Source organism: Dokdonella immobilis (genome assembly GCF_900115085.1).
In the GTDB taxonomy this organism is placed as follows: Bacteria; Pseudomonadota; Gammaproteobacteria; order Xanthomonadales; family Rhodanobacteraceae; genus Dokdonella; species Dokdonella immobilis.
On sequence record NZ_FOVF01000002.1, the window covers coordinates 196379 to 218725 of the forward strand.

The following is a 22347-nucleotide window of genomic DNA, read 5'->3' on the forward strand; positions in this document are numbered from 1 at the left end:
CGCCGCGAGGGACTCAGGACGTCAGCGCGAATGGCGCGGCCGGCGCGTGACGGCGTTCCAGGTCGAGCAGGAAGCGCTTGGCGGGCAGTCCGCCGCCGTAGCCGGTCAGGCTGCCGTCGGCACCGATCACGCGATGGCAGGGCACCACGATGGCGAGCGGATTGGCGCCGTTGGCTAGGCCCACGGCACGACTCGCTTTCGGGTTGCCGATCCGGCGCGCCAGTTCGGCGTAGCTGATCGTGCTCGCGTAGGGAATGTCGCAGAGCGCATTCCAGACGCGACGCCGGAACGCGCTGCCTTCGGGCGCGAGCGGCAGGTCGAAATCGATCCGCTCGCCGTCGAAGTAGGCTTCGAACTGCCGACGTGCTTCGGCCAGTGCCGTGCGGTCGCGTCGCCACTCGGGCGCAAGCGGGCGCGGATGGCGTGCATCGGGCAGGTCGACCCGGATCAGGGCTTCGCCGTTGCCGACGAGCAGGATGCGGCCGATCGGAGTATCGAGGGTGTCGTAGTACATGAGCGGTCTTCCATTCAGTTTGCGCTGCGCCAGAGCAGCATCACGGCATAGGCGCGCCAAGGGCGCCAGGCTTCGGCGATCGACGCCATCGCGCGCTCGCTGATCGGCGTGCCGTCGCCGGCGATCTTGCGCAGCACGAGGTCACCGGCGGGAAACGCATCCGGCTGCGACAGCGCGCGCATGGCGACGTAGTGCGCGGTCCATGCGCCGATGCCGGGCAGAGCGACGAGGCGTTCCACGAACGGCTCCAGTGGCTGGTGCGCGGCGAAATCGATGCGACCATCGAGGCAGGCCTGGGCCAGTCCGCGGATCGTCGATGCACGGGCGCGCGGCAGGCCGATCGCTTCGAGCGGGGCATCGGCCAGATCGGCCGGCTGCGGAAAGTGCGCGCCGAGTCCGAGCGGCCGCGCCGTCTCGTGCGGCGAGCCATGGCGCTCGACGATGCGCGCCGCAAGCGTGCGTGCTGCGGCCACCGAAATCTGTTGACCGAGGACTGCGCGCACGGCGAGTTCGAAGCCGTCCCAGGCGCCTGGCAGGCGCTGCCCGGGCCAACGCCGGGCGACCGCGCGCAGGCGCCGCTCGCGTTGAAGTGCGCCGCTGATTGCGGCCGGATCGGCGTCGGTGTCGAACATGCGACGAACGCGCGATACGACCTGGCCGAGTCGGGCCGGACGCACCCCGTGCACACGAAGACGCAAGGCGGAATCGTTGCTCGCCCGGGATACGTCGATCCAGCCCGCTTCGCCATCGACGACGATGCTGCGCCGGTAGCCGTTGGCGTCGATGCACTCGACGCCGGGAATGGCGCGGCGCTCGTAGAAGGCCAGCAGGGCTTCGAAGTCGTAGGGCTCGCGGTACGGCAGGCGCAGGTCGATGGCGTCGTTTGTGCTCGTCGACGTGCGGCCGCGGCGGAAGTCGCGGGGCGGCTTGCCGTAGGCATCGAGGAAGGCCGAGTTGAAGCGGCGCAGGCTGGCGTAGCCGGCCGCACCCGCGATCGAAGTAATCGCCAGGTCCGTCTCGCTGAGCAGTTGCTTGGCGAACAGCAGGCGCCGCGTCGCGGCGACCTCGAGCGGACTGGCGCCGAGTTCCTGGTCGAACAGCCGGCGCAAATGGCGTTCGCCGACGCCGACGCGACGGGCCAGGGCGCTGACCGGACGCTCGTCGAGCGCACCCTGTTCGATCAGGCGCAGCGCGCCGGTGACGAGCGCGCTGCCGGCGTGGTGCAGTGGTGAGCCGGGCGCCGCCTCCGGACGACAGCGCAGGCAGGGCCGGAACCCGGCCGCAGCGGCTGCGGCGGCGCTCGCGTAGTAGACGATGTTGCGGGCCTTCGGCGTCGGCGCCGGGCAGACCGGCCGACAGTAGATGCCGGTCGTCTTCACGGCCGTGAAGAACAGGCCGTCGAAGCGCGCATCCCGGGTCAGGCGCGCCTGTTCGCAGATGGCGGGATCGAGCGTCTTGCTGGCGGATTCGGTCTGCATGGTGTGCGCATGCTACCGCGATCGCCGTTGTCGACTCGCCAAATTCGGCCACGAATGCGGGCACCCGGCGCGGGCGCCGAAATCGGTCGACCGTGCTGTTCCGGGAAGTGCCAGACCAGACACCGAAGGGGCGCGGGTAATTCCGCCGTCTCCGATGCAGCAGGCCCACAGTCGTCATCGGCGCGAATGCGGGAGGTTAAAGGAGCGCACCGCGAGGTCGCTGCGCACGCATGCGCAACGATGCGGATCAGAACCCGTAGCGCAGGAAGCCACCATCGACGGCGATGCATTCGCCGGTGACATAGGACGCAGCGGGCAGGCACAGGAACGCGATCGCGGCGGCGACTTCGACCGGATCGCCGATGCGCCGCATCGGCGTGCGTTCGAGCACCTCCTCGAGGTACTCGGGATCGGCCAGCACCGGCTCGGTGCGCTGGGTGCGGACGTACCATGGCGCGACTGCATTGACGCGGATGCCGTCCTCCGCCCACTCGCAGCTGAGGTTGCGGGTCAGCTGGTGCAGGGCGGCCTTGGTCATGCCGTAGGGCGAGCCGGTTCGTACCGCGGTGCTTCCTGAGACCGAGCCGACGTTGACGATCGCGGCGTTCGCGTGCTGGACCAGTTGCGGATGGGCGAGGCGACACATCTCGAAAGCGGAAACCAGGTTGATGCCGATCAACGCGCGGACTTCTTCCTCGGCGTAATCGAGGGTCGCCTTGCGCGTATTCGTGCCGACGTTGTTGACCAGCAACGATAGTTCGAGTCCTAGATCAGCGATGAAGTCGAACACCTCGAGGCGTTGTTCGTGTTCGCTGACATCGGCGGCGAATGCCCGCAGCGTGGTGTCCGGAAACTCCTCGGCCAGTTCGTTGCGGATCGCCTCGAGATGCCCCTCGTCGCGGGCCACCATGACCACGTCGGCGCCGAGCATCGCCAGCTCACGCACCGTGGCCAGGCCAATGCCGCGGCTGGCGCCGGTGACCAGGGCGGTCTGTCCATCAAGTCGCCAGCGGGACGGATTCATCGTTCGGATTTCCATCTTGTCCGCGGCCGGATCGCGGTGCAGACTGCAGCCGTTCCGTTGCCGTGCGAGGAAACCATGTTACGACAAACCCTGCGGGTCACCGCAATCGCGGCCGCACTCGGCCTGCTCGCGGCCTGCTCATCGTCGGCGCCGGATTCGAACGAAGCGCAGTCAAAGCCGTCCGCCGATGCCCCGGCGCAAGCGGCGAAACGCCCGGCCACCGTATTCGACGATCAGCTCAAGGCTCTCGACAAGGCGAAATCCGTGGAAGGGACGCTGAAGCAGGAGCAGGCCGATCGCGACAAGGCGATCGAGGATGCCGGCGGCTGATCGTCGGCGCGTGACCGCGTTGCCGCCCGAATCGCGGCGGCAGCGGTCGACCTTACTGCAGGGTGCAGAAGCAATGCGCGACCACGCCGTAGCGATTGCCGCCGAGATTGCGTAGCAGGGCCAGCGTGCGTTCGAGTTCGGCATTGCCGAGCAGGTGCCGCGGCAGTGCCGATAATCCCGACCAGCGACCGAGGCTGACCGCCGCTTCGCTGTTGCTCAGGGTCAGGGCGAAGCGCTCCCACGCGCTGAGCTCGCGTTCGACGTAGCGAACGTGGTAGTCCGCGGCAACATCCGCGCGCGCGGCGGCGGAAGCGATCGCTTCCTGCAGGCCACCGAGCTTGTCGACCAGGCCGCGCTCCTTGGCCTGCGAGCCGCTCCAGACCCGACCCTGCGCAATCGCGTCGATCTGCTCGGGCGTCTTGCCGCGCGCCTGGGCGACCTTGCCGATGAAATCCCGGTAGCCCTTCTCGATCACGCTGGTGATGATCGTCTCGACCTTCGGGTTGAACGGGCGGCGGATGTCGAACGCGCCGGCGATGGGCGTCGTTGCCACGCCATCGGTGTGCACGCCGAACTTCTCCAGGGTGTCCGGAATGGTGACGAACATGCCGTAGATTCCGATCGATCCGGTAATCGTGGTCGGTTGCGCCCAGATCTCGTTGGCATTCATCGAGATCCAGTAGCCGCCACTGGCGGCGACGTCGCCCATCGAAACCACGACCGGCTTGCCGGCACCCTGGATCAGCTCGATTTCGCGGCGGATCATCTCGGAGGCGTAGGCGTCACCACCCGGTGAGTCGACGCGCAGGACGACGGACTTGATCCGGTCGTCCTCGCGTGCGCGACGCAGCAATTGCACGGTGGTCGTGGCACCGACCGACCCCTGGGCCCGTTCGCCCTGGACGATGTCGCCCTGGGCTACGACGACGCCGACCTGCGGGCGCAGGTCGGGCAGGTCGTCGCGCAACTGCATGCCGAGGTAGCGCTGCCAGCCGACCTGGCGGAACGATTCGCCGTCCTCATCCGGCCTGCCTTTCTTCTTGAGCAATTCACGGGCTTCCTCACGCGTCGCCAGCTGATCGACCAGGCCGCGATCGAGGGCCAGTTTGGCGAGATCGCCTCTGAACTGCGGAACGAGCGTATCGAGGTGACTGATGTCGTCGCTGATCTCGCCGGCATCGAGCTTGCGCATCGCGGCGATTTCATCGAGGAATTCGCTCCAGATGCCACCCATCCAGAACAGGTCGGCTTCCTTGGAGGCATCGGAGGCATGATTGAGGATGAACGGCTCGGCGGCCGACTTGTATTCGCCGACCTTGATCAGGTGCACGTCGACGCCTAGCTTGTCGAGGGCGTCGCGGTAGTAACTGCGATAGCTGGAAAAGCCTTCAAGCAGGACCGCGCCATCCGGATCGAGCAGGATCTCGTCCGCATGCGCGGCCAGGTAATACTGGCCCTGGCCCATGCCTTCGGAGAACACGACCACGTCCTTGCCGTGGTTGCGGAACCGATCGAGCGCCTGGCCGAGTTCGCGCAGGGTCGAGATGCCGGCACTGAACTGGTCCGGGATCAGTACGATGCGGTCGATCCGGTTGTCCACGGCGGCCGCCTCAATGACGCTCAGCAGGTCGCGCAGCTGCACTTCGTGGGGACTGTCGCCGGACAGGCTGCCGAGGGCGCGCTCGCCCGCGTCGGTGCTGTATTGTTCGACGATCAGGCCTTCCGGATCGAGCACGAGCGCCGTATGTGCGCCGATGATCGGTGCCGAGCGGAAGAACGCGGCGAACAGCAGGAACAGGACGATCACGAAGACCGCGTTGAAGATCAGCCGGCGGGTGAAATTCAGGGTGTTCCAGATGCCTCGGATCAGGCGAACGAACAGGCCCGGCGTGTTTTGCGACATGGTGCGACTCCGGCGCGGACCCGGGGTCCGACGGTGAAGGGTGCAGGTTAGCGGAACATCGGGCCGGGGGCATGGCCCGGACGCCACGGATCTGTCGGTGCCTCCGTTCAGACCGCGGCCGCATTGCGGTTGGCGATTCCCCAGAATCGCACGGTCAACAGCACAGCGGCAACGGTGAGGCCGGCGATCAGGCCCATCCACATGCCGCGGGCGCCGAGTCCGGCAGGGAACGCCAGCCACCAGCCAACCGGCATGCCGACGCCCCAATAGGCGAAACCGGTGATCAGCATCGGCAGACGCGTGTCCTTGAGTCCGCGCAGGGCACCATTCGAGGCGGCCTGGATGCCGTCGGAGAGCTGGAAGATCGCGGCCAGGGTCAGCAACTGCGCGGCCAGCGCGATCACCGCTGCATCGTCGGTGTACATCGAGGCGATGCGCTCGGGAATCGTGAACAGCAGGGTCGCCGACACGAGCTGCACGCCGAGGGTCAGGATCAGGCCGACAGTGCCGGCCTGGCGCACGCCGTGCGCGTCGCCGCGGCCGCGGGCATGGCCGACCCGCACGGTCGTCGCCATGGCGATGCCGAGCGGCACCATGAACGCCACCGAGGCGATGTTGATGGCGATCTGGTGCCCCGCGATGACGTCGGTGCCGAGCTTGCCGATGGCCAGGGCGACGGCCACGAACAGGCCCGCTTCCATCAGCAGGGTGACCGCGATCGGCATGCCGATGTGCATCAGTTCGCCGATCGTGCGCCAGTGCGGCGCGTCGTAGCGTTCGAGCAGGCGCAGTTCGCGATAGCGCTTGCGTCGGGCCAGGTAGACGGCGAAGGCCAGGCACTGCAGCCAGAGCACGATCGCCGTGGCCAGGCCGCAGCCGCGTGCGCCGAGCGAGGGCACGCCGAAGGCGCCGTACATCAGGGTGTAGCCGATCGGACCGAGCAGGGTCAGCCCGAGCAGGCTGAAGTACATGGTCGGCCGGGTCAGGCCCATGCCTTCGCTGAGGCCGCGCAGGACGAAGAACACCGACAGCGCCGGTGCTCCCCAGGCAATTGCGCGCAGGAAGGCGCCGGCATCGGCCACGAGGCTTGCATCGACGCCGATCAGGCCGAACAGGCCGGGCGCCACGAAGGCCGTCGCGAGGCCGAGGCCGATGCCGAGCGGCAGGGCCAGCCAGAGCGCCTGGCGGAACAGCGGGCCGATCTCATGCTCGCGGCCCGCGCCGCGCAACTGGGCAATCGATGGCTGCAGCGACATCATCATGCCGATGATGATGATGATCGAGAGCACCCAGACATTGCTGCCGAGGGCGACCGCACCGAGCGTGTGCGCGTTGAGATGGCCGGCCAGCACCGTGTCGATCAGGTTCATGCCGATCGTGGAGAGCTGACCGAGGACCAGGGGCAGGGCCAGACGCACGGTTGCGTCGAGTTCGCTGGCCAACCGGGGCCGGTCGGTGGATAGAATGGCGGTCATGGGAGGAGCTTCCTGCGGCCGCGGAGTATAACGGTGCCCCGGCGCCGGCGCTGAACGCGCCACCGATCCCGGCAGGGCCGACAGGCCGTGCCGCGACGAGTTTCCGAATCGATCTGTACGGAGTACACCTGATGCGCGTCATGCTGACCGGAGCCACCGGTTTCCTCGGCGGGCACCTGCTCGCGCAATTGCGCGCGCAGGCGGTCGAGATCACCGCGCTGGTCCGCTCGATCGAAGCCGGCGATCGGCTCAGGGCCTCGGGGGTCGACCCCGTTATCGGCTCGATCGAGGATCCGGCCTCGCTGCGCGAGGCCCTGGCCGAGCCGGCGGATGCGGTCTTCCATGTCGCCGCCGATACCAGCCAGTGGCGCGGCCACATCGATCGTCAGACCCGGACCAATGTCGAGGGTACACGCAACGTCATCGAAGCGGCCGAAGCCGCCGGCGTGCGTCGCCTCGTGCATGTTTCGTCGGTTTCCGCCTTCGGCCAGCAGGAAGAGATCCTGACCGAGGCCTCGCCGCGCCTCGGCAAGGACTCCTGGATCAACTACGAGCGAACCAAGGCCATCGCCGAGGAACGCGTTCTCGAAGCCGATGCGGCGGGCCGGATCGAGGCGGTGGTCCTCAACCCGGCGCATATCCTGGGTCCCGGCGACACCCACAACTGGGCACGCATGTTCCTGCTCATCGACCAGGGCAAGCTGCCGGGGGCGCCGCCCGGCTCGGGGGCGTTCGCCGATGTCCGCGAAGTCGCCGCCGCCGCGCTCGCGGCCTGGCGTCGACCGGCCCACGGCGAACAGTTCCTGCTCGGCGGCGCGCATGCGAGTTTCCTCGAACTGATCCAGGCGATCGCGACCGAGCTGGGCCGCAGCGCACCGGCCAAGCCGATGCCGGCCAGTTTCCTGCGCGGCTATGCGCGCGTTCTCGATGCGATCAGCCGGGTCACCGGGCGCGAGCCGGGCCTGACTCCGCAGGCGGTCTCCTTCACCTGCCACGACCTGCGCGTCGACTCTTCTAAGGCGGTGCTCGAACTGGGCTACCGCACCACGCCGCTGCCGACCCTCGTGCACGATACCTGCGAGTGGTTACGCGAACAGGGAATGCTGCTGCCGCGATGAACACCGGAATCGAACTGCCACCGCCACCGCCCCCGGCGCCCTCGGACGAACTGGCCGACGCCGAGTTCCCGCGGTCCGCCTCCGACCGTCCGGCACGCACCTGTCCGAATTGCGGTGCGCCCGCGCACGGACCGTTCTGTTATGCCTGCGGGCAATCCGAAAAGGGCATGATCCGCCATCTTTCCGAGGTCATGGTCGATCTCGCCGACATCGTCTTCAATGTCGATTCGCGGATATTCCGTTCGCTTGGCGATCTGTATTTCCGACCCGGCTATCTGACCACGGAATACCTGGCCGGACGCCGCGCCCGCTACGTGACGCCGTTCCGACTATTCTTCTTCCTTTCGATCATCGCCTTCTTTGCCATCCAGGCGTCGCTGCCGAAAATCGACCCGAACAATATCCAGTTCAACACCGATGACAGCATCGCCGAAGCGAAGACGCCCGAGGAAGTGAACAAGCGCGTCGAGGAGGCCCTGGCCGAGCTGACCGTGTCGAAAAACGTTCCCGGCCTGCCGGCCAAGGCGCAGCGGAAGATCGACCAGAGCATGCAGAAGATCCGCGATCGCGGCGCCAGCCGCATCAAGATCCTGGAGGAGCGTGCCGCCGCCAAAGCCAGCGGTGCCAAGGTCGAGGAGGACCAAGCCGACCCCGAGGTCACCCTGTTCTCGGTCGACGGCAAGCCATGGGACTTTAAAGCCAACCCGGTCCATGTCGACTGGCTTTCCGAAGGTCTCAACGAAAAGCTCAACGGCACGCTCGAGCACATGAAGGAGAACATTGAGCATTGGAAAACCGACCCCGGGCGCCTCGTGGCTGGCTGGTTCTCGGTGCTGCCGCAGACGCTGTTCGTGGTCATGCCCTTGTTTGCCGTGTTGCTCAAGTTCTTCTACCTGTTCAAGCGCCGGCTCTACATGGAGCATCTGCTGGTCGCCCTGCACAGCCACGCCTTCATCTTCCTGTCGGTTCTGGTCATCCTGCTGATCCAGTTCCTGCGCGGTCTCTCGGCCGGAATCGGCTGGCTCGAGGTCCTGCTCGGCTGGCTCCTCGCCGCGGCGTGGACCTGGCTGTTCGTGTACCTGCTGTTGATGCAGAAGCGGGTTTATCGCCAGGGCTGGCTGATGACGATCCTCAAGTACTGCGTGATCGGCTGGTGCTACTCGATCTTCCTGTCCCTCGCCCTCGTCGCTGCCGGACTGATCAGCCTCGCCTTGACCTGAGCGACTTAGCCCGCCGTCGCGGCTGGGGTTCCCGGAGGGCGCGGTTGGATGGCCGTGATGTGATCGGCGCGTGCATACCGGCCGATGGACCACCGTCGCACGTGCCGAGACGGCCCCGGATTTCGCCCGCGCCGCCCTCGTTCAGGCGGCCAGCCGGCATTCCGCCTGAAATCCGGTTTTTTTCGGTGCTGTCAAGACTGTTTTGCACAGTTGCAGTGGCTTGACACAGCAGCCTGTATGGGCCTGTGCCGGTGCGCCACCCTGCCGATCCGCGTTCTCCATGTTGTTGAAATCCATAGCTTAAATGCGACTGGTCAAAGTTTCACCAAGATGACAGCGAGCGCGCCGCGACGGGGCCGCATGGGGCAAATCCCGTCCTCATCCACAAACTTATCCACAGGCGCTGTGGATAAGGAAAATTCCGTAGCCAGGCCAGCGACTTGGGGAAGAATTCTCGTCTCCTTCTCAGGAATGGGTCGCAAGTGCAGGGAGCCCTCATGGCGGCGAAACGGCGGGCGGGCGTTAGACTGCGCACTCGCTCGATCGGATCCCGCACTCAAGGAGGCCCTGAACCAGTGGCACAACCGTCACGACGCCTGTCTCGGTGCAGATCGCGGCGCGCCGATGCAGACAGACTGGCAGTCTTTCAAGTCGGCGCAACAAGGAGTTGCGCGCAGGCAGACGTCTCCCCACAGACGACTTTCATTGGAATTGGGCGGCGTCCAGAAGGCCCGCCACAGGCACCGCGCGCCTCGTCACGGCAACCACCCTCCGCTTCGCCACGCAGCACCTGTGGCGAGCCTTCCGGACGCCCTGACGATTGCGCCAGTGGTCACGAGCTTCCCTGATGCCGCGCATCGTCCGTGTGGCGCTCCCGGTGCCGCTGTTCCGCCTGTTCGACTACCTGTTGGAGGCCGGTCTCGCCGAGCCCGTGCCGGGTTGCCGCGTGCGTGTGCCGTTCGCCGGCAGGACGCTGACTGGCGTTGTGCTCGAATGCACCGACACGAGTGCTGTACCCGCCGGGCAGTTGAAGCCGGTGGCAGCGATTCTCGACACGACTCCGCTGCTCGGCGACGAGTTGATGCGCACGGTGTGCTGGGCGGCGCGCTACTACCAGCATGCGATCGGCGAGGCGTTCGAGGCGGCCCTGCCGGTGCTGATGCGCGGCGCCGGCGAGCTGCCGGCCGCTGGCGTGGATGGCTTCGAACTGAGCCGAGCCGGGCAGTCGGCCCTGGCCGATCCGCGCCGCCGGTGCGGCAGCCGAACCGCCGCGCTGCTGGAAATCCTCGCTGACGGTCCGCAGTCGAGCGTGACGCTAGACGAGCGCCTGCCCGGTTGGCGCGCGGCCTGTCGCAGTCTGCGTGCACGTGGCTGGGTAGCGGAGTGCAGGCTCGAGGGGCCGCTGCGTGCCGATGGCGCAGTCGCGGCGCCGGCACTGAATGCCGACCAGCAGGCAGCGGTCGAGGCCATTCGCGCGGACCTCGGGCGCTTCGCGCCGATCCTGATCGAGGGCGTCACCGGCAGCGGCAAGACCGAGGTCTATCTCGCGGCCATCGCCGAAACGATCGCGCGCGGCCGGCAAGCCCTGGTCCTGGTCCCCGAGATTGCCCTGACCCCGCAGACCACGCGCCGATTTCGTGAACGCCTCGGTTTCGACATCGCCGTGCTGCATTCGGGTCTGTCCGAACGGGAGCGCGCGAAGGCCTGGCTGGCTGCCGCGCGCGGCGAAGCTCGCGTCATCCTCGGTACGCGCTCGGCGATCTTCGTGCCGTTGCCGTTGCCCGGCCTCATCATCGTTGACGAGGAGCACGATGCTTCCTACAAGCAGCAGGACGGTTTCCGCTATCACGCCCGCGACCTCGCCGTGGTCCGCGCCAAGGCGCTCGACGTGCCGCTGCTGCTCGGCTCGGCGACGCCCTCGCTGGAGAGCCTGGCCAATGCCGAGGCGGGCCGCTACCGCAGACTGGGCCTGCCGCAGCGTGCCGGCGTGGCCCGGCCGCCGTCCCTGCAGGTCATGGACCTGCGCAACAAGCGTCTCGAGCAGGGCCTGGCCGTCTCGACCCTGCAGGTGATGCAGCAGCATCTGGCCCGCGGCGAGCAGGTCCTGGTCTTCCGCAACCGGCGCGGCTATGCGCCGGTACTGTTCTGTCACGGCTGTGGCTGGACCGCCCAGTGCGCGCGCTGCGACCGCCCCCTGACCCTGCATCGCGGCGCGGCGCGGCTGCGCTGTCATCATTGCGGGGCCCAAGCGCGCATTCCGCCGGCCTGTCCGCAGTGCGCGAGCCCGGCCCTGGCGCCGCAAGGGCAGGGTACCGAGCGCATTGAGGAAGTCCTGCGCGAGCGCTTTCCCGACGTGCCGGTATTGCGGGTGGACCGCGATACCACGCGTAACCGCGGCGGTCGCGAGCTGATCTTCGAGCAACTCGATGCTGACGGTGCGCGGATCCTGGTCGGGACGCAGATGCTGGCCAAGGGCCACGACCTTCCGGGCCTGACCCTGGTCGTCGTGGCCGGCGTCGACGAGGGCCTGCACAGCGTCGACTTTCGCGCCGCCGAACGTCTCGGTCAGCTGATCGTGCAGGTGGCCGGGCGGGCGGGACGTGCCGACCGCGCCGGCTCGGTGATCCTGCAAACGCACCAGCCCGATCACCCGCTCCTGCGCGACCTGATCGAGGGTGGCTATCCGGCGCTGGCGCGCACCCTGATGCACGAGCGCCGGGCGGCGTCGTTGCCGCCGTTCGGGCACTTCGCCCTGCTTCGTGCCGAAGCGAAAGCCATGGGTGACGCCGAGGGGTTTCTGGCAGAGGCTGTCGAGGCTGCCGGCGCCCATGCCCCGCAAGTGTCTGCGCACGGCCCGTTGCCGGCACCGATGCCGCGCCGGGCCGGTTTCCAGCGCAGCCAGGTGATCATCGAAGCGGCGGAGCGCAGCGCCATGCAGGCCTTCCTGCCCGACTGGCTCGCTTCGCTGCGAGGTCGGCCGAGCGCCCGCCGTGTGCGCTGGTCGATCGACGTCGATCCGGTAGAGATGGGCTGAGCGGGCCGGGCAGGGCGAAAGGACGGCCCTGACCCGTGGTCCGGAATCTATTGCGCGGTCGAAGCCCGTTCCGCATAGAACGCGCGTGCGCGCTCGGCCTCTTCGGGCTTTGGCCGGTATTCGGTCCAGGGATCCGAACGCTTTTCCTTGTAGCGGATGACGCCCGCTGCGACGTCGACCTCATAGAACGGGAATACCGAGCGCAGGTTGAAGAACGCGGCCGGGGCGAACAGGATGATGTCGGCGGCGAGGTGGCCGCCCTTGAACTTCAGCGGCAGGATCCCGTAGAAGGCGTCGCCTTCGCCTTCGCGCGCCTCGAATTCGTAGTTGCCGAAACTCGTACCGCGCAGGTCGCGCGTGGCCGGCAGGGTCATGGCGTCGTTCTTGACCAGCAGGCGCGTGCCGGTTCGCGGCGATTCGAATGAGCTCACGTGCGAGCAGGCGCAAAGCGCGCACAGGGCAAGAAGGCACAGGGAGCGGGCAAGCGTACGTTTCATCCTTGATCCTCGAAGGTGTCCGGTGTCGCCAAGCATACCGTGCCGCGGCGCGTGCCGAACAGGCACAAAGCAAGAAGGCCCCGCATGCGGGGCCTTCTTCGTTGCCCGGACGCGCGGCCGGATCAGGCGACGAACAGGGCGCGCATCTTCTTCATCGCATTGGCCTCGACCTGGCGGATGCGCTCGGCGGAGACGCCGTATTCGTCAGCCAGTTCCTGCAGCGTGGCCTTGTTCTCGTCGCCGAGCCAGCGGCGCTGAATGATGTCACGCGAGCGCTCGTCGAGCTTGGCCAGGCCCTTGTGCAGGGTGTCCAGCGACGACTCCTCCTCGGAATCGTTCTCGACCGTAAGGTAAGGATCGGCGTTCTGGTGATCCTCGAGGAACATCACCGGAGACGGTCGCGCGTCCTCGTCGTCGTCGGTCGGCGCATCGAACGCGATGTCGCGCCCACTCAGACGCGACTCCATCTCGAGCACGGTGGCGGCCGGCACGCCGAGTTCCTTCGCGATCGTGTTGACCTCGTCGTTGTTCATCCAGCCGAGGCGCTTCTTCGACTTGCGCAGGTTGAAGAACAGCTTGCGCTGGGCCTTGGTCGTCGCGACCTTGACGATGCGCCAGTTGCGCAGGATGAATTCGTGCATCTCGGCGCGGATCCAGTGCACGGCGAAGGAGACCAGGCGCACACCCTGGTCCGGATCGAAGCGCTTGACCGCCTTCATCAGGCCGATATTGCCTTCCTGGATCAGATCGGCGATCTGCAGGCCGTAGCCGGCGTAGCCGCGGGCGACGTGCACGACGAAGCGCAGGTGCGACATGACCATCTTGCGCGCCGAGTCGATGTTCTCGTTCTCGATATAGTCGCGAGCCAGGGCCTGCTCGTCTTCCGGGCTCAGCATGGGAACGCGATGCACGGCGGAGATATAGGCATCCAGGCTGCCCAGCGGACTGGGAACCGGAAAATTGCTGGCGATCAGGGCGTTGCTCATGCAGAAATCCTCATTCTTGCGGCACACTTTAGCACTCGGCCACTTGGAGTGCTAAAGCCGGCGGGAGTTCCCGGCCTGTCGCCCGGGGCCCATAGATAACTGAACTGCCCGGTATAGTAGCTCGGATTGTGTTAATCCGCAGTGAGCAGACTGGCCATATTGCGTGAACAATCCCGCTCGGCAGGCCCCGGGATGGTGCCGCAGCCCAATGGATTCCAGGTGTCTGTCTGACTTGAGCGGTCGAGGCGAATATTCGGCTGCGTGAGGACAGATTTTCGACGATTCGCAGGCCCATAGTGGTTCTATGGGCCAGGAAGCGGCGAAAACATGGACCGCGCAGACGGATTTGAAACCCGATCGATTCAAGTCCGACGGGCTCCTAGGGACCGGGTCCCGTCGCGATATCTGGCAGGCTCCAGTCGATCGGCGTCTGCCCATGCTCCTGCAGGTAGCGATTGGTCTCGGAAAAATGGCCACAGCCGAGAAATCCGCGGTGGGCCGACAGTGGCGACGGATGCGGCGCCTTCAGGACCCGGTGCCGCCGCGCATCGATCAGGCGGCCCTTCGCCTGCGCGTGACTTCCCCAGAGCAGGAACACGAGACCCTCGCGTTCCCGGTCGAGCGCAGCGATGCAGGAATCGGTGAATTCCTCCCAACCCCTGCCCTGATGCGATCCGGGCTGGCCGCGCTCGACCGTCAGCACTGCATTCAGAAGCAGGACGCCCTGGCGCGCCCAGGCAGTCAGATCGCCGTGGCGCGGACGCGGCAGGCCGAGGTCGCGCGAGATTTCCTTAAAGATGTTCTGCAACGAGGGCGGCACGGCGACCCCGCTGCCGACCGAAAAGCACAGCCCGTGCGCCTGGCCGGGACCGTGGTAGGGATCCTGGCCAAGGATGACCACCTTGACCGCATCGAACGGGGTCGTGTCGAGCGCGGCAAAGATGCGTGGCCCGGGCGGATAGATCGTCTTGCCGGCCGCCTTTTCGGTGCGCAGGAAGGTCGCCAGCTGGCGCATCCGGGGAGTTTCGAGCATCGCGCCGACGCGTTGCCGCCAGGAGGGTTCGAGACGAATCCGACTTTCGGTCATGCGGTCGCTTGGCTGACCCGGGCGCGCAGGTTGCGTCCGACCCGCAACTGGAACAGCAGCTTGGTCACGAGCAGGCGTTCGTCGATCGGCTTCTCGACCAGATCGTTGGCACCGGCGCGCAACAGCACGGCCTGGTTGTCCGGGTTGTCATCGCCGGTCATGACGATGACCGGCAAATGGCCCTTGCCATAGCCAAGCTGGTGGCGAATCCGCTCGAGCAGGTCGCCGCCGGTCAGTTCGCCCTTCAGGTTGACGTCGGTGAGGACGATGTCGGCGCCGATGCGGTCCATCGACTGCGCGGTTTCGAGCAGGGCCAGGGCGTCCTCGACCGAGATGACGTGGAGCACGGTCAGGCCGTGTTTCTCGAGCATGCGCCGGGTCGCCAGCGCGACCACGCGGCTGTCCTCGACATAGAGAACCTCGCCCGAGGTCAGCTCGGTCGGTCGCACATAGCCGCGAATGAACTCGGCCAGCGCCTGGAAGCCGAGCGACTTGTCGAAGTAGTCGGTCACGTCGTCACTGATCGAGCGTTCGACGAGCCGCTCCTGGACGTCTCCGGAGACGACCACGATCGGCATGTAGGCCTGTGGCGATTGCTCGCGGATCCGCTTCGCCAGCTCGAGACCATCCATGTCCGCCAGGCGCAGCGCGGTGGTGACGAAATCGACGACGCCTTCACTGAGCTTGGCCAGCGCCTCGGCGCCGGACTCGCAGGCCAGCACGGTGACGCCGGGCAGGTTGGCCTTCAGCATCTGCTCGATAAGGCGGCGGACCACCTTGGAGCCATCGACGACGAGCACGCGCGGCTCCTCGGATGACAGATGTCGGGTCAGGTTGGGTTTCTGGCTCATCGCTGCGGACGTCCGGCGATCAGGTAGCGGGTGCTGACGACCCAGGCGCCGAGCCAGCCCAGCAGGGAACTCGCGGCCACCACCAGCAGCGGCTCGCGCCAGCCGAAGCCGTGCAGCGCAAAGCGGTTCTGGTAGCTGGCCAGCAGCTCCAGCAGCGGCCCGCGCATTGCCAGTTCGACCAGTCCGACCGCGATCACGGCCAGCGCGCCGCCAAACAGGCCGTACCAGAATCCGGCGTACAGGAACGGTCGGCGTACATAACCATCACTAGCTCCCATGAGTTGCACGACGGCAATCTCCTCGGCGCGCGCCTGGATATCCATGCGAACGGTATTGCCCACGACCAGCAGAGTGGCCAAGCCCAGCAGGATCGTCAACGCCTGCATGGCACGCGCCCCGAATTCGAGGATGGCCGAAAGGCGCTGGCGCCAGGTTGCATCGTACTGCACCATGTCGACCCGCGGGTCGGCCTTGAGTTCCTCGAGCAGGGCCGGATTGCCCACGCGACTGTCGGCCATCGGTGAAACGACGAGGACATTCGGCAGCGGATTGTCCTGGAGCACGTCGAGGGCCTCGGCAAAGCCCGAGAGCTGGCGGAATTCGGCCAGCCCCTGCTCCGGCGTACGCACCACGACCGCGGCCACATCCTTGCGCTGTCCGAGCTCGGCGGCAAAGCGCCGGGCCGCGTCCGTGCCCTCGCCGGTTTGCAGGAACACGGTGAACTCGCGCGCCTCGCGCAAGCCGCCCGAGAGGGCCCTGGCATTGTCGAGCAGGACATAGAACAACAGCGGCAATGCCAGTGCGATGCCCATGACGAGTACGGTCAGGATCGAGGCCCACGGGCGCTCGACCATGCGCCGCAAGCTCGAGCGGAAGCTCTCCCGGTGCTGCTGGATCCAGGCGCTCCAGCGCGCCCGCAGCGAGCGCCGCTGGCGCGGGACGCTCTGGTTCGCCGGTGGCGCTTCGCGTAGCCGATTGGCCTGGGGGCGCGCTCTCGCCATCACGCGGCCTGCGGACGAAAATCGTCGATCAGCTGGCCATGGTCGAGCACGAGGACGCGCTTGCCCATGTGCCGGATCAGGTGCAGGTCATGGCTCGCGATCAGGACCGTCGTGCCCACCTGCTGGAATTCGGCAAACAGGTTCATGATCTCCACGGAGAGTTGCGGGTCGAGATTGCCGGTCGGCTCGTCGGCAATGATCAGGGGCGGCTTGCCGACCAGCGCGCGGGCGATGCCGACGCGCTGTTGCTCCCCGGTCGACAGCGTGGCCGGCGCCGCACGCTCGCGGTCGAGCAGGCCGACCTTGTCGAGCGCGGCGCGGACCCGCTTGGCGGTTTCCTCGCGACCGGCACCGACGATGCCGAGGGGCAGGGCGACATTGTCGAACACGCAACGATCCATCAGCAGGCGATGGTTCTGGAAGACCATGCCGATGCCGCGACGCACCTGAGGGATCGAGCGTTGGCGCACGCGTCCCAGATCGGCCCCGTTGAGCACGATTTCGCCTCGTGAGGGCCGCTCGATGATGCCAAGCAGCTTGAGCAAGGTGGTCTTGCCGGCACCGGAATGGCCCGTGACGAAGACCATTTCGCCGGCCTCGACATCGAAGCTGAGCCCGTTCAGCGCCTCATGGCCCCCGGCATAGCGTTTGCTGACGTTGTCGAAGTGGATCATTGGATGGCCGGGATTGGGGATTGGGGATTCGGGATTCGGTAACGCGGACTAGCCGCTCCGTTGCTGGCGGCTCCTGCAAATCCCGAATCCCGAATCCCGAATCCCATCACTTGACCATCTGATTGAGATCGAAGATCGGCATCAGGATGGCCAGCACGATGAACAGGACCATCGCGCCGACCAGCAGGATGACGGCGGGACCGAGGGTCGCGGCGAGCACGCCGAGCCAGCGATCGAGGTCGCGCTGCTGCTGGGCGGCGGCTTCGTCGAGCATGCGCGGCAGTTCGCCCGAGCGTTCGCCGCTGGCGATCAGGCGCAGCGCAACCGGCGGGAACTGCCGGCTCTCGGCCAGCGCGCGGGCGAAGCTGCTGCCTTCGCGGATCTTGAACGCGGCATGCCGCAGGGACTCGCGCATCGGCAGGTTAGGCACGACCTGGGCGGCGATCGACAGGGCATCGAGCAGGGGCACGGCCGCGCCGGCGAGCAGGGCCAGGGTGCGGGCGGCCCGTGCCGTATTGGCGGCGCGGGTAAGGCGGCCGATCAATGGCAGGCGCAGCAGCAGCGCATGCCAGCGATAGCGCACCGACTCGCGTTGCAGGGCCAGGCGCACCGCGAGCGCCGCGAGCACGAGCAGGCCGAGCAGCAGCCAGGCCCAGTGGCGCAGGAAATCCGAGAGGCCCATGAGCAGGCGCGTGGCCAGCGGCAGGGTCTGCTGCATGTTCTGGAAAACCCCGATGATCTGCGGCACCACCCAGGTCAGCAGGCCGGCAACGACGGCCAGGGCCACCAGGGTCAGCAGCAGCGGATAGGTCAGCGCGGCCAGCAGGGTCTGCTTGAGGGCGTCGCGCGCCTCGGCGTAGTCGGCCAGCTTGTCGAGCACCTCATCGAGATGGCCCGACTGTTCGCCGGCGGCCACCGTGGCCCGGAAGATTTCCGGGAAGCTGTCGGGAAAATCGGCCATGGCCTGGGCCAGGCTGGCGCCCTCCATGACCCGCGAGCGCAAGGCCACCGTCAAGGTTCGCTGGCGCTCGTTGTCGTCCTGCTCGGAGAGGGCGGCCAGGGATTCGTCGATCGGCAGTCCGGCGCCGACCAGGGTCGACAGTTGCCGGGTCAGCATGGCCAGTTGGGTACCGGAAAGACCGCGCCGCGAGAATGGAAGGGCACTGCGCCGATGCTCGGTGGCTTCCTCGACGGCCAGCGGATTCAGGCCGCGTTCGCGCAAGGCACTGCGCACCGCCCGCGCCGTATCGCCCTGCAGCACCCCGCGCTGGGTCTTGCCGTCGCTGTCTAGCGCCTGGTATGCGAATGCGGGCACGCGGATTCCCTTGCAGGGGACGAGTCAGGTCATTGTCGCCGGAATGCGCCGATGATGGCAGTCAGAGGTAGAGGATGCCGCCGAGCGTGGCCAGCCAGCCCACGGTCGCCAGCAGCAACACCGGATCGCGCACGGCGAGCCGGCTCGGATCGCCGCCCGCGCCCCGGCGAAAGACCAGGAACAGGTAGCGCAGGACGCCGAGCAGGACCCAGGGGGTCGAATAGAAGAGGGCGTGATGACCGTGGCGGGCAATCACCTCGGGCGAGAACGTGTAGAGAACATAGGCGGCGATGACGGCTCCGGACAGGCCGGCCAACAGGCGCTCGATGGTGGCCAGGTCATAGCCCGACGCGGCACGCGCGCGGACGTCTTCGACGTGGACCAGATCGCCATGACGCTTGCCGAGGGCGAGCATCAGGGCGAGCAGGAACCCCATGGCCAGGATCCAGGGCGTCAGCGGCACGTCGGCGGAAAGTCCGCCGGCGATGATGCGCAGCGCGAATCCGCTGGCGACGATGACGACGTCGAGGTAGGCAATGCGCTTGAGGCCCAGCGAATAGGCCAGCTGGATGCCGAGGTAGAGGGCGATGACCGCCGCCACTTCGATGCGGACGGCAGCGGCGATCAGCAGCGATAGCAGGGCCAGCGCCGCCGACAGGCAGTAGGCCGGTTTCGCGCCGACTGCGCCGCGTGCCACCGGCCGCATGCGCTTGTCCGGATGCAGGCGGTCGCGCTCGGCATCGCGGGCATCATTGAAGGCATAGACCGCCGAGGCGGCAAGGCAGAATGCCGCCGTCGCCAGCAGGGCGCCGCGCAGGGCATCGCCATCGAGCAATGCGTGGGCGAAGAACAGCGGCAGCAGGACGAAGCCGTTCTTGATCCATTGCGCGGGGCGCGCCAGTTCGAGCAGCGCCAGGGCGGTTCGCATGGATTCAGTCGTTGCCCGCGGAAGCGGCCGCATGGCGGTCGAAGCCATCGCGCTTGAGCGTATCCGCGGCTTGCGCGCGCGGGGCAGGACGCAGCCCATCCGGCCAGCGCCAGCCATTCGAGCGCCGTTCGCCGATTCCGGCGAGGCTCAATCCGGCCGACATGTCCTGGCCGCTGCGCTCGTCGTTCGCATACAGACGCACGAACTTCGCGAGCTTGCCGTCGGGAAACTTCGGGATGTCCACGCTGAATACGGTTTCGTCGACCCGGCGCACCGTGGTCGACAGCAGCGCATCCTGTTCGTCCAGCCAGTCCATCGCAACCAGTCCGCCGAACGTCCGTCCCGGCAGGGAGACCAGGACCGACGGTCGCCACGGATCGGCGTCGAGGGCGAGCCGTGCATCGGCCCGCGGACGCTCGAGCACGACGGCGGGGTCGCCGAGCAGGTTGTACATCTCGACCAGGGTGCGGTCCTGCAGGGTCTTCTTCGATCGTACGATGGCCTCGCCGATGGTCGCTCCCGGAACCAGCAGCTCATCGACCAGGCTCTTGCTGAAGGCGGTCGAAGGCGAGTTTCGCCAGGAAGCCGCAAACACGGCGACGGCGCCCTTGTCGGCCTCGCGCAGGAAGCGTTCGCCGATCGAATCCTCGGTCGGGTTGTCGAACGGCGCCGAGTAGCAGGTCATCGAGAGGACCATCGGCAGGCGCCCGCCGTTCTGCAGCTCACTGACATCGTCGAGGGTGAACAGGTCGTGGTTCTTGCGCAGATCGGGTGGGCCGGTACGCCAGATGAATCGACCGCCGTGTCCGATGAAGTGCACGAGCAGCTGGCCGGCGTTGAGGCCGTCCTTGATCGCGCTCTGGTGGGAGAGGTTGTCGGCCTCGTCCGGACTGGCGTAGATCTTGTCGACGCTGAATCCGCGGCTGCTGACGCTGTTCGCGAGCTGGTCCGAGGACTTCTTGAAGTAGTCCGACTCGTCGGTGATGAACATCACGTCGCGGCGCCAGATGCCCGGGTCCGGCCGGGTCAGGTAGGTAATGGTCTTGGCCACGATGGCGCTGACTTCGGCCGGTTCGACGACGGGAAAACGGCCGACTGCGACGGACGGGTAGTAGCCGTCATCGACGACCCCGAACGGATTGTCGCTGGCGGACTGCCCTTCCGGAGAGGGGTATTGCCAGGTCGGAATCAGGTTGCGATCGGCGAACGCGGCCGACCCTTCCTTGTAGGGTGTTGCCGGTATTCCCGAGAAGTGCCCGGAGAAGTTGAGCTCCGTGGAGTTGTTGGCGAACTTCGCATAGGCGAGATCGTTGTAGGTTTCGTGCCGGATGTCGAAACTGGCATCGCCGACGAGGAGCAGGAAGCGCGGTTTGGGTGCGGGCCAGTCCTTCCAGGCGGTACGCACGAAGTTGCTGATGGCGCGCGGATGCGGGATGCCGAAGTTGAAGCCGTCGTAGATGTCGTTGATGTCGGCAACCGCAACCTTCAGGCCGCGCTTTCGATGAAAGTCGGCGAGCGGTTCGATCGCCTCCATCAGGCTGGGATGGCTGACGATCAGGTAGTCGTAGCCGGTCGTTGGCATCGACCATAGAGCCGGCCTGGCGGCGCGAACCGATTTCGGTCGGGCCAGCGGATCGACAGCCGCGTACAGGGTCGTGCCGGCGGGAGCGGCCGCGAAGGTCGCTTCGCCGTTGCCTTGCAGCTCGCCGTACCGACGCACGCCGTCGTCGCCGTATAGCAAAGGTGGCGACTCGCCCTGCCAGCGCACCGCAAATGACCCATTCGACGCGCGGTCCAATTGGACCGGCGGCGACGTCGCCGAAAGACTGCCGACCGCGTAGCGGAATTCGATCCAGTTGAACATGACGACGTCCACCAGGGAGTTGTCGGGATTCCAGGGCGTGGCCCGTTTGGGAATCGAAAGTTCGAACTGGTTGCCTTCCGCTTTGAGCCAGGCCGCGGGAAGCTCGAGTTCCCGGCTCACCTCATCCTTGCCGTCCCATTCGAAACGTTCGACCAGGCGGTCGTTGATGCGGAATTCGACCCGGTGATCGTGGGGTCGCTGGGACTCATGGTCATACGGCACGAACAGTGCGGAAATGCCGCGAAAGTTGATCTTCACGCCAACCTTGCCCGCGGATACCTGCAATTCGGGCAGGTCGAAGCGACCGGGCAGCGGCTTGGGGTCGGCCTGGGTCAGCTTGGCCCACTGCCAGAGGTCGGGCTCCTCGCCGGGCTTCTGGGCGTTCTGGTCGAGCCGGATCATGAGGTTTTCCTGCTCGAAATGCAGGGTCCGCTCGAGCGCAGCCGGTTTCGAACCCGGTATCGGGCGTTCGTCGCGAATGCGCGCATGGGGACCCGGTGCGACCGAGAGCATGTAGCTGTTGTTGATGCTGTAGGTATCGAACCAGCTCTGTGGACCGTGCAGCTGCTGGCCGATCCATTCGATCCGGTCGCCCGGGTCGAACCTGCCATCGCCGCCATCGGCGACCGCGATTGGTACCTCGACGCCGAGGTTGGTCAGGCGCAGGTCCGAACTGGCGCACCCGGCCAGCCCGGGCTGGATGGCCACGACGTCCTCGTGGCCCAGCGCATAGACGCCCGTGTGCTCGATTTCGACATTCAGGTTGCCCTCGCAGGCGCCAGCGAGGGCCGGGGCAAACAGGATCGCGAGCAGGGAATTGCGAAACGGGGTCACCGCGCGAATCGGCGCTGGGCGAGGCAGATTCACATTCGACATCAGCTGGGTTGTACCGGAAAGTAATCGGCTAGGCTAATGGCCTTGTGCGACTGCTGCAACCGCAGCGATCGCCGATGCGCAAATTCTAGAAGCATTGGCCTTGCCGGCTGGACCGGTCAAGGCCGACCCAGCAGGAGCCGCCCCCGACGATGATTTCAAAACGCACTGGCAG

Annotated in this window: 18 protein-coding genes; 4 read left to right on the forward strand and 14 right to left on the reverse strand. The window is 66.8% G+C overall.

Translation table 11 applies throughout. The annotated features are described in order from the left end of the window. Positions 1-13: 13 nt before the first annotated feature. From BM125_RS02125 to BM125_RS02135, 3 genes are all read right to left on the reverse strand, one after another. Positions 14-514: a methylated-DNA--[protein]-cysteine S-methyltransferase gene (locus BM125_RS02125; RefSeq protein WP_092404396.1), complete on the reverse strand. Its 501-nt coding sequence runs from the start codon at positions 512-514 to the stop codon at positions 14-16. A 14-nt stretch (positions 515-528) separates the two neighbouring features. Beyond that, entirely contained in the window at positions 529-1992 is a 1464-nt protein-coding gene (locus tag BM125_RS02130; RefSeq protein WP_092404398.1) for a DNA-3-methyladenine glycosylase 2, read from the reverse strand. 247 nt (positions 1993-2239) lie between these two features. Beyond that, on the reverse strand, positions 2240-3016 hold the full coding sequence (locus BM125_RS02135) for an SDR family oxidoreductase (protein ID WP_092404643.1): 777 nt from the start codon (positions 3014-3016) through the stop codon (positions 2240-2242). Between the two features lie 75 nt (positions 3017-3091). On the opposite strand from BM125_RS02135, the gene BM125_RS02140 reads away from it, so the two are divergent. Continuing rightward, positions 3092-3346 (forward strand): hypothetical protein, encoded by a 255-nt coding sequence (locus BM125_RS02140; RefSeq protein ID WP_092404399.1) that lies wholly within the window; start codon positions 3092-3094, stop codon positions 3344-3346. Positions 3347-3398: 52 nt separating this feature from the next. Here BM125_RS02140 and sppA read toward each other — a convergent pair whose 3' ends face one another. Both sppA and BM125_RS02150 read right to left on the reverse strand, forming a co-directional pair. Further along, complete coding sequence (gene sppA, locus BM125_RS02145; protein WP_092404401.1) at positions 3399-5249, reverse strand: signal peptide peptidase SppA; 1851 nt, start codon at positions 5247-5249, stop codon at positions 3399-3401. Between the two features lie 107 nt (positions 5250-5356). Continuing rightward, positions 5357-6724 carry an MATE family efflux transporter gene (locus BM125_RS02150; protein WP_092404403.1) on the reverse strand — a complete coding sequence of 456 codons (1368 nt, stop codon included), beginning with the start codon at positions 6722-6724 and terminating at the stop codon, positions 5357-5359. Positions 6725-6855: 131 nt separating this feature from the next. Here BM125_RS02150 and BM125_RS02155 point away from each other — a divergent pair, with 131 nt between their 5' ends. The 3 genes from BM125_RS02155 (at position 6856) to BM125_RS02165 (ending at position 12096) form a co-directional block, all read left to right on the forward strand. Beyond that, positions 6856-7842, forward strand: coding sequence for an NAD-dependent epimerase/dehydratase family protein (locus BM125_RS02155; protein ID WP_092404405.1), 987 nt, complete (start codon positions 6856-6858; stop codon positions 7840-7842). Continuing rightward, entirely contained in the window at positions 7839-9062 is a 1224-nt protein-coding gene (locus tag BM125_RS02160; RefSeq protein ID WP_092404407.1) for a DUF3667 domain-containing protein, read from the forward strand. Before BM125_RS02155 ends, BM125_RS02160 begins: the two co-directional genes overlap by 4 nt. A gap of 847 nt (positions 9063-9909) precedes the next feature. Then, on the forward strand, positions 9910-12096 hold the full coding sequence (locus tag BM125_RS02165; RefSeq protein ID WP_092404409.1) for a primosomal protein N': 2187 nt from the start codon (positions 9910-9912) through the stop codon (positions 12094-12096). A gap of 47 nt (positions 12097-12143) precedes the next feature. On the opposite strand, the gene BM125_RS02170 is transcribed toward BM125_RS02165, so the two are convergent. The 9 genes from BM125_RS02170 to BM125_RS02210 all read right to left on the reverse strand — a co-directional run bounded on the left by BM125_RS02170 (position 12144) and on the right by BM125_RS02210 (position 22133). Continuing rightward, positions 12144-12593 (reverse strand): hypothetical protein, encoded by a 450-nt coding sequence (locus tag BM125_RS02170; RefSeq protein WP_139224822.1) that lies wholly within the window; start codon positions 12591-12593, stop codon positions 12144-12146. A 122-nt stretch (positions 12594-12715) separates the two neighbouring features. Beyond that, positions 12716-13579, reverse strand: a complete 864-nt coding sequence (gene rpoH, locus BM125_RS02175) for an RNA polymerase sigma factor RpoH (protein ID WP_092404413.1) — start codon at positions 13577-13579, stop codon at positions 12716-12718. 379 nt (positions 13580-13958) lie between these two features. Next, complete coding sequence (gene ung / locus BM125_RS02180; protein WP_092404415.1) at positions 13959-14666, reverse strand: uracil-DNA glycosylase; 708 nt, start codon at positions 14664-14666, stop codon at positions 13959-13961. Beyond that, positions 14663-15517 carry a response regulator gene (locus tag BM125_RS02185; protein WP_092404417.1) on the reverse strand — a complete coding sequence of 285 codons (855 nt, stop codon included), beginning with the start codon at positions 15515-15517 and terminating at the stop codon, positions 14663-14665. The genes ung and BM125_RS02185 overlap by 4 nt, the downstream gene beginning before the upstream one ends. Beyond that, positions 15514-16518, reverse strand: a complete 1005-nt coding sequence (gene ftsX, locus BM125_RS02190; protein WP_092404419.1) for a permease-like cell division protein FtsX — start codon at positions 16516-16518, stop codon at positions 15514-15516. The genes BM125_RS02185 and ftsX overlap by 4 nt, the downstream gene beginning before the upstream one ends. Next, positions 16518-17192, reverse strand: a complete 675-nt coding sequence (gene ftsE, locus BM125_RS02195) for a cell division ATP-binding protein FtsE (protein WP_092404421.1) — start codon at positions 17190-17192, stop codon at positions 16518-16520. Before ftsE ends, ftsX begins: the two co-directional genes overlap by 1 nt. A gap of 106 nt (positions 17193-17298) precedes the next feature. Beyond that, positions 17299-18507, reverse strand: coding sequence for a type II secretion system inner membrane protein GspF (gene gspF, locus BM125_RS02200; RefSeq protein WP_092404423.1), 1209 nt, complete (start codon positions 18505-18507; stop codon positions 17299-17301). Between the two features lie 61 nt (positions 18508-18568). After that, on the reverse strand, positions 18569-19435 hold the full coding sequence (locus tag BM125_RS02205) for a UbiA prenyltransferase family protein (RefSeq protein ID WP_175497864.1): 867 nt from the start codon (positions 19433-19435) through the stop codon (positions 18569-18571). A gap of 4 nt (positions 19436-19439) precedes the next feature. Beyond that, positions 19440-22133: a C25 family cysteine peptidase gene (locus BM125_RS02210; RefSeq protein ID WP_175497865.1), complete on the reverse strand. Its 2694-nt coding sequence runs from the start codon at positions 22131-22133 to the stop codon at positions 19440-19442. Positions 22134-22347 lie beyond the last annotated feature (214 nt).

Bases quoted from the DNA above. Each gene is read 5' to 3' on its own strand.
- BM125_RS02185 (WP_092404417.1), bottom strand. From the start codon at position 15,517: ATGAGCCAGAAACCCAACCTGACCCGACATCTGTCATCCGAGGAGCCG.
- BM125_RS02165 (WP_092404409.1), top strand. From the start codon at position 9,910: ATGCCGCGCATCGTCCGTGTGGCGCTCCCGGTGCCGCTGTTCCGCCTG.
- rpoH (WP_092404413.1), bottom strand. From the start codon at position 13,579: ATGAGCAACGCCCTGATCGCCAGCAATTTTCCGGTTCCCAGTCCGCTG.
- BM125_RS02135 (WP_092404643.1), bottom strand. From the start codon at position 3,016: ATGAATCCGTCCCGCTGGCGACTTGATGGACAGACCGCCCTGGTCACC.
- sppA (WP_092404401.1), bottom strand. From the start codon at position 5,249: ATGTCGCAAAACACGCCGGGCCTGTTCGTTCGCCTGATCCGAGGCATC.
- BM125_RS02150 (WP_092404403.1), bottom strand. From the start codon at position 6,724: ATGACCGCCATTCTATCCACCGACCGGCCCCGGTTGGCCAGCGAACTC.
- ftsE (WP_092404421.1), bottom strand. From the start codon at position 17,192: ATGATCCACTTCGACAACGTCAGCAAACGCTATGCCGGGGGCCATGAG.
- BM125_RS02130 (WP_092404398.1), bottom strand. From the start codon at position 1,992: ATGCAGACCGAATCCGCCAGCAAGACGCTCGATCCCGCCATCTGCGAA.
- BM125_RS02205 (WP_175497864.1), bottom strand. From the start codon at position 19,435: ATGCGAACCGCCCTGGCGCTGCTCGAACTGGCGCGCCCCGCGCAATGG.
- BM125_RS02160 (WP_092404407.1), top strand. From the start codon at position 7,839: ATGAACACCGGAATCGAACTGCCACCGCCACCGCCCCCGGCGCCCTCG.
- BM125_RS02170 (WP_139224822.1), bottom strand. From the start codon at position 12,593: ATGAAACGTACGCTTGCCCGCTCCCTGTGCCTTCTTGCCCTGTGCGCG.
- BM125_RS02125 (WP_092404396.1), bottom strand. From the start codon at position 514: ATGTACTACGACACCCTCGATACTCCGATCGGCCGCATCCTGCTCGTC.
- ftsX (WP_092404419.1), bottom strand. From the start codon at position 16,518: ATGGCGAGAGCGCGCCCCCAGGCCAATCGGCTACGCGAAGCGCCACCG.
- ung (WP_092404415.1), bottom strand. From the start codon at position 14,666: ATGACCGAAAGTCGGATTCGTCTCGAACCCTCCTGGCGGCAACGCGTC.
- BM125_RS02140 (WP_092404399.1), top strand. From the start codon at position 3,092: ATGTTACGACAAACCCTGCGGGTCACCGCAATCGCGGCCGCACTCGGC.
- BM125_RS02155 (WP_092404405.1), top strand. From the start codon at position 6,856: ATGCGCGTCATGCTGACCGGAGCCACCGGTTTCCTCGGCGGGCACCTG.